At 58.5% G+C, this 7,392-nt stretch carries 4 protein-coding genes and 1 pseudogene; all 5 read left to right on the forward strand.

The features are described from left to right. Positions 1–162 precede the first annotated feature (162 nt). Entirely contained in the window at positions 163–1,956 is a 1,794-nt protein-coding gene (locus Q7T06_RS00760) for an alpha/beta hydrolase (RefSeq protein WP_304778491.1), read from the forward strand. Continuing rightward, positions 1,953–3,119 (forward strand): GGDEF domain-containing protein, encoded by a 1,167-nt coding sequence (locus tag Q7T06_RS00765; RefSeq protein WP_304778494.1) that lies wholly within the window; start codon positions 1,953–1,955, stop codon positions 3,117–3,119. Before Q7T06_RS00760 ends, Q7T06_RS00765 begins: the two co-directional genes overlap by 4 nt. Continuing rightward, positions 3,112–5,649, forward strand: coding sequence for a cation-translocating P-type ATPase (locus Q7T06_RS00770; protein WP_304778498.1), 2,538 nt, complete (start codon positions 3,112–3,114; stop codon positions 5,647–5,649). The genes Q7T06_RS00765 and Q7T06_RS00770 overlap by 8 nt, the downstream gene beginning before the upstream one ends. 184 nt (positions 5,650–5,833) lie before the next feature. Next, on the forward strand, positions 5,834–7,267 hold the full coding sequence (locus Q7T06_RS00775; protein WP_304778501.1) for a bifunctional enoyl-CoA hydratase/phosphate acetyltransferase: 1,434 nt from the start codon (positions 5,834–5,836) through the stop codon (positions 7,265–7,267). Beyond that, a pseudogene (locus Q7T06_RS00780) lies at positions 7,264–7,392 on the forward strand (acetate kinase); the annotation flags it as partial. The gene Q7T06_RS00775 and the pseudogene Q7T06_RS00780, both read left to right, overlap by 4 nt.

The raw sequence follows: 7,392 nt of genomic DNA on the forward strand, positions 1-7,392 counted from the left end.
ACTCCAGGTTTTTGACCTGGATCAAAAGATATGCAGGCTCTTCCCGGCATGCTTGACTGGTCCCATCCGTTTTTCATCCAATGCAGGCAAATTGATTTGGATCAAACCACTTCAACCATCGATTGCTAGTCTGATACGATAAGACATCTTGAAAGCAAAGCGATGAGCAAAGCAAACAAGCCCCAATCTGCCAGTGGAGAACGCCAGGCGAGCGCATGGCTCAATCCGTTGACGCAGGAATATCCGGAACATGAGTATCCATCCGCGCGCCTTGATTTGATCAGCAATGCGTGGCTGGGCAGATTTACCGGCGGCATTTCACCGGCCGCCCTGGCCAATGCCTATTTTGACTGGCTGTCCCATTTGCAGCTGGCCCCTTCAAAACAGGAAAAACTGATAGAGAAGGGATGGCAGAATTTCTGGCGCTGGCTGGTCTATGCAAGCAGTGCAGCTTGCCATGACGACCCTGACATGCAGCCATGCATACATTGCCTGCCGCAAGACAAGCGCTTTACCGATCCAGCCTGGCAGGCATGGCCTTTCAATGTGATTTCACAGGGCTTCCTGCTGAACCAGCAATGGTGGCATCGCGCCACGACCGGCGTGCGCGGTGTCTCCCAGCATCATGAAGATGTGGTGACCTTCACTACCCGTCAAATCCTGGACATGATGGCGCCATCGAATTTCCTTACTACCAATCCGGTAGTACAGCAGGAAACCTTGCGCAGCGGCGGCATGAACCTGATACGGGGTGCCGCCAATGCGCTAGCCGACTGGCAGCAAGCCGAAGGCAAGAGCAGTGATGCAGACTCGCCCTACAAGGTCGGGGAAAACCTGGCCGTCACGCCGGGTCAGGTGGTTTTCCGCAATCACCTGATAGAGCTGATCCAATATGCGCCGACGACCAAAAGCGTGCATGCGGTGCCGCTGCTGTTTGTTCCGGCCTGGATCATGAAGTACTACATCCTTGATCTGTCGCCGCAAAATTCGCTGGTCAAATATCTGGTCGACAGCGGCTATACGGTATTCATGATTTCATGGAAAAACCCGCATGCCGAAGACCGCGATCTGTCGATGGAAGACTATCGGAAGCTGGGCGTCATGGCCGCAATCGATGCCGTCACCCGCATCAGCGGCGCGCCGCAGATCAATGCGGTCGGCTATTGCCTGGGCGGCACTCTGCTGTCGATCGCCGCAGCGACGATGGCGCGCGATGGCGACCAGCGCCTGGCCAGCATGACGATGCTCGCCGCGCAGGTCGATTTCGAGGAGCCGGGCGAGCTGTCGCTGTTCATAGACGAAAGCCAGATCAATTTCCTCGAAGCGAGCATGTGGGATCAGGGCTATCTGGATACAAAAAAAATGGCTGGCGCCTTCCAGCTGATCCGTTCCAACGACTTGATCTGGTCGCGCCGCCTGCATCAGTACCTGCTCGGATTGCCGGAACAAAAACGCGACTTGATGGCGTGGAATGCCGATGCAACACGCATGCCCTATCGCATGCATTCGGAATACCTGCGGCAATTATTCCTGCACAACGATCTGGCCGAAGGCCGCTACCTGACCGAAGGACGGCCGGTCAGTCTGACCGACATCGATATCCCGATCTGCGCGGTAGGCACGGTTGCCGATCATGTCGCACCGTGGCGCTCGACATACAAGATCCATCACCTCTCCGATACCGAGGTGACCTTCCTGCTGGCATCCGGCGGCCACAATGCCGGCGTCGTTTCGCCACCCGGCCATCCGAACAGGAGTTATCAAATTGCGACGCACAGGCATGACGATGCCTATATGGATGCCGATGCCTGGCAAACCGCAGCGCCGCTGCATGAAGGTTCATGGTGGCCTGCATGGGAGGCATGGCTGCTTACCCGATCCGGCAAGAAAATCAAGCCGCCGGCCATGGGGCCGCAGTTATGCGCGGCCCCCGGTGATTATGTGCTCGCGCCATGATAAAAATATTTAACTTCATGCAGGCATCGATCGCATCTTTTGAAGTTTCACGCTTGCCTCCACTGACGGAAAGTGACGAACAAGAACTGACGACGCGACTTGATTTTGAACTCGGGCAGCTATTGCCCATGCTGGGGCCCCTGTTCGGCCTGATCGTGCTGTCCTTTGCCTTGTGGGATTACTTCATTGATCCGGCACAGCTGCTGACCACCTTTTCGATACGCACGGTCTGCGTGCTGGCAGGATCACTGGCGTATATTGAGACCCGCCTGCCATGGAGCCAGATACAGCGTTTTGCCTGGATCTACTGGACCCATGTCAGCGCGATCATCATTTGCACGCTCGTGCTGAACGACGGGTTTTTGTACGGTTTGACAGCCATTACGATGTGCGTATTTTTCATATCGGTCGTGACCTTGCGCGTCCAAACCTTCCTGTTTGTGCTCAGCGTCCCTACCCTGGTTTTCATACTGCTCAGCGCCATCAGCATGCCGATGTTCGGTTTCTTGAATAGCTTGATGTTTTATTTCCTGTCCATTGCGCTGGCTTTCGCCAGCATGATGATGATCCGTTCTTTCCGTCTGCGCGCCTTCCTGCTTGAAAAAACCTTGCTGCATGCGTGCCGGCACGACGGTTTGACGGGAGCATGCAATCGCCAGTACATGAGCGAACTGGCAAGCCGCGAGATATCACTGGCCAAACGCCATGGGCGGCCGCTTGCTGCCGCCATGCTCGACATCGACAATTTCAAGCGCATCAACGACACTTACGGACATGAAATCGGCGACCAGGCGATCCAGGCGCTCGTCAAGACGTGTAGCCAGGCTTTGCGTGCAAGCGACTATTTCGCCCGCATAGGAGGTGAGGAATTCGCCTGCCTGTTGCCCGATGCCGATGAAGCAGAAGCCCTGCTGTGCGCCGAACGCTTGCGTCATGCGATTGAAGCAATACGGATCGCCACGCCGCTCGGGGAGTTGAAATTTACCGCCAGTTTTGGCGTTGCCATGTTGAGCCCTGAATGTGCCGACTGGAATGCCTTGCTGAGCCGTGCAGATGCGGCCATGTACACTGCCAAGAACGCAGGAAGAAATCAAACCGTGCTGGCCAGAACCGATCATGATGCAGCCCCCTTTCCGATAGGCGCCGAACAGAAATATGGATGAAACTGATCTCAAGCAAGGCCTGAGTTCCAGCGAGGCGAAGCGTCGCCTGGTCGCTGATGGCACCAATGAACTGCCGGGAGGGCAATACCGCAGCTATCTGCGCATCGTCATCGATGCGATGCGTGAACCGATGTTCCTGCTGCTGTTCGGTGCCGGTTTTCTGTATCTGATCATAGGCGAGCTGCAGGAAGGCCTGTTCCTGTTCGGCATGGTAGTAGTGACGCTGGGCCTGGCGCTATACCAGGAAGGCAAGACCGAACATGCGCTGAAAGCCTTGCGCGACATCAGCAGCCCGCGCGCGCTGGTGATACGCGACGGCAACAAGATACATATAGATAGCCGCGATCTGGTGCGCGGCGACCTCATCGTCCTCTCAGAAGGCGACAAGGTATCGGCCGACGGCTTGCTGCTGTCAGGCAGCGGCATACAGGTAGATGAATCACTGCTGACGGGGGAAGCACTGTCGGTGCGCAAGGATCCGGCCGGCGACCAGAGCGGACCGGCCCAGCCGGGCGGTGATGACTTGCCCTACGTATATGCCGGCACGCTCGTGGTGCAGGGACATGGCATTGCACAAGTCACTGCCACCGGGATACACAGCGAAATCGGCCGCATCGGTGTGGCCTTGCAAAGCATCACGGCCCGCTCCTCGCCGCTGCAAAAACAGATCAGCCGCCTGATCATGATGTTTGCCGTACTCGGCGTAGCGATGAGCATATTGCTTGTGCTGGTCTATGGCATCACACGCGGCGACTGGCTGCAGGCGCTGCTGGCCGGCATCGCGCTGGCCATGTCCATGCTGCCCGAAGAGTTCGCGGTGGTACTGACTGTTTTCCCGGCACTGGGCGCCTGGCGCCTGGCCCGCGCGCATGTGCTGACGCGCCACCTGTCAGCGATAGAAACGCTGGGCACCGCCTCTGTGCTGTGCGTGGACAAGACCGGCACGCTGACGGAAAACCGCATGTCGGTGGCCAGCCTGTACATCAATGGTGAAGAAATCATCATGGATGCCGCGATGCAGACGAACTTGCCCGAAGCCTTCCATGAGCTGCTTGAGTTTTCGATACTCGCCAGCCAGGAAGCGCCATTCGATCCGATGGAAAAAGCCTTTCACCGGATGGGTGCGCAGTATTTGAGCGGGACCGATCGTTTGCACGATGACTGGACGCTGGCGCGGGAATACACACTCTCGCCGGCGCTGCCAGCCATGTCGCACGCCTGGAAAGCCGAAGACCAGGATGCTTACGTGATTGCTGCCAAGGGCGCGCCTGAAGTCATCGTCAAGCTATGCGACCTGGATGCACAGACTGCGCACACCGTGCTGGCAGCCGTCGATAGAATGGCCGCGCGCGGCTTGCGGGTACTCGGTGTCGCGCAAGCAGTGCATGCGCACTCCGAATGGCCGGACAGTCAGCATGACTTCGCCTTCGAATTCATCGGTTTGATCGGTCTCGAAGATCCGTTGCGGGAAGGCATCCCGAATGCGGTCCGTCAGTTTGGTGCAGCCGGCATCCGCGTCATCATGATTACCGGTGATTATGCGACGACCGCCAGCGCGATTGCAAAGCAGGCAGGACTCGCGACGGGTGTAGTCTTGACCGGCGAGGCACTCGCCAAAATGGATGAAACCGAACTGCGCGCGCACATCAAAAACGTAAGCGTGTGCGCCCGCATCACGCCGACACAAAAACTGCAGATCGTGCAAGCCTTGAAGGCGAATGGCGAAGTCGTCGCCATGACCGGTGATGGCGTCAACGACGCACCGGCCCTGAAGGCGGCGCAGGTCGGCATCGCCATGGGCCAGCGCGGCACCGATGTGGCGCGCGAATCTGCCTCGCTTGTATTGCTGGACGACAGGTTCACCTCCATCGTCGACGCGATTCGCAACGGCCGCACGATTTACAGCAACATGAAAAAAGCCATGGCTTATGTGCTGTCGATGCATATGCCGATAGCCGGCATGGCGTTGCTACCGGTCCTGCTGGGCTTGCCCGTCATGCTGTATCCGATGCATATCGTGTTTCTGGAACTGATCATAGACCCGGCCTGTTCGCTGGCGTTTGAAAACGAAGCGCCGGAAGCAGACAGCATGGCGCAGCCGCCGCGCCAGGCAGATGCAGCCCTGTTCCGCGCCAGCGAAATCGGCTTCGCGTTCCTGCAGGGTGCGCTGGCGCTGGCGGCGGTAATGGCAGCCTATTTCTGGGCGCAAGGCAGCCTGCCGGAAGCCGAGGCGCGCGCCTTTGCCTTCGCCACGCTGGTAGCCGCCAATCTGGCGCTGATATTCTCGAATCGCTCCCGCACACGCACGATGCTTGAATCCTTGCGCACCCCCAATCCCGCAATCTGGATCGTCAGCGCCGTGGCGCTTGGCCTGCTACTGCTCGCGCTGTATCTGCCATTTCTGCAGACGGTGTTCCGTTTCGCAGCATTGCCGGCGACTGAATTGCTCATTGCGATCAGCGCAGGCCTGGCAAGCGTGCTGTGGTTCGAGATCGTCAAGTGGATCAGGCATGCGCGAAAAGCATCCTGATGCTGATTTTTACCCTGGCTTTTTTTGTCGGATTGATCAGGATCAAGAAATATTGCAGCGAGCCGGATAGACTGTCTGTAAAGCGCGGGGCGCCAAATAACTCCGGCGCTCATGCTCTTGCAGGATCTTATGCACACTGAATTTCATTTTGAATCCCATTTTTTAATTCAAGGAAGGTACAGCGATGACCGACAAGCTCTCTCGGCCGGCAAACCTGGCCGGTGACGATCTGCTGACAGTGCGCAATTTCACCTTCGAGGAAATCGCCATCGGCGACACGGCGGCAATGGAACACACGCTGACGCTGGAGGATATACAACTGTTTGCAGCGCTGTCGGGCGACGCGAATCCGCAGCCGCTGGCGGTGGAAGATGCGGCATCCACGGACTTTCACGGCGTGATTGCGCATGGGATGCTGGGCGGCGCGCTTATTTCGGCAATGCTGGGTACGCGCCTGCCCGGTCCGGGCACGATCTACCTCGGACAAACACTGAAATTCGCAGCGCCGGTGCGCATAGGCGATACGCTGACGATCAGCGTGACTGTCAGTGCACGCGACGAAGCACAGAAGCGCATCACGTTTGCCTGCCTGGGCGTCAATCAGGATGGGCAATCCGTCATTAGCGGCGAAGCCGAAGTGATTGCACCTAGCAAACGCATCGAGCGGGCACGCAGCACCTTGCCGGAAGTCCGCCTGACAGCCGGCGGCGGATTGACGCGCCTGCTCGACCATGTACGCCCTCTCGGCCGCATCTGCATGGCGGTGGTGCATCCCTGCGATGCCTTGAGCCTGACAGCCGTGCTCGATGCCCGCGCCGCAGGATTGATAGAGCCTATCCTGGTTGCGCCGCGCGCAAAACTGGAGGCCATCGCCGCGCAAGCCGGACTCGATATCTCCGGCATCGTCATCGAAGATGTCGCGCATAGCCATGCCGCAGCTGCGCGTGCCGCCGACATGGCGGCACAGGGAAAAGTGGCCGCCTTGATGAAAGGCAGCCTGCATACGGATGAATTGATGCATGCGATCCTCGCCCAGCCATGCCTGCGCACCAAACGTCGCATCAGTCACTGCTTCCTGATGCAGACGCCGGCCTACCCGCGTCCTTTCATCATCACCGATGCCGCCATCAATATCGCCCCTACGCTGGAAGACAAGGCCGACATTGTGCGCAATGCAATCGACCTGGCGCACGCAATCGGCGTTGCACAGCCGCGCGTGGCGATACTGGCAGCTGTGGAAACAGTCAATTCCGAAATGAAGGCAACGCTGGATGCAGCAGCGCTGTGCAAGATGGCGGACCGGGGCCAGATAGCGGGCGGCATCGTCGACGGCCCGCTGGCATTCGACAATGCCGTCTCGGTTGCGGCCGCGCACATCAAGGGCATAGTGTCCGAGGTTGCAGGCCGGGCGGATGTGCTGGTGGTACCGGATCTCGAAAGCGGCAACATGCTGGCCAAGCAGCTTGAATATCTGGGCGGCGCCTCCAGCGCAGGCATAGTGCTGGGTGCCAAAGTACCGATCGTGTTGACCAGTCGTGCCGATTCACGCGAATCGCGGCTGGCTTCGTGCGCGATCGCCCTGCTGCTGGCGCATCGTTACAAGGATGCGCCGCCATGAGCGACTTGATACTCGTGCTTAACTGCGGCTCGTCGAGCATCAAGTTTGCGCTCTTCGATCCCAGCATATCGCCATTGCCGCGCAAGCCGCTGTGGAACGGCAAGGTCGATGGCATAGGCGGCGCG

The organism is Herminiimonas sp. (assembly GCF_030645555.1).
Lineage (GTDB): Bacteria > Pseudomonadota > Gammaproteobacteria > Burkholderiales > Burkholderiaceae_D > Oxalicibacterium.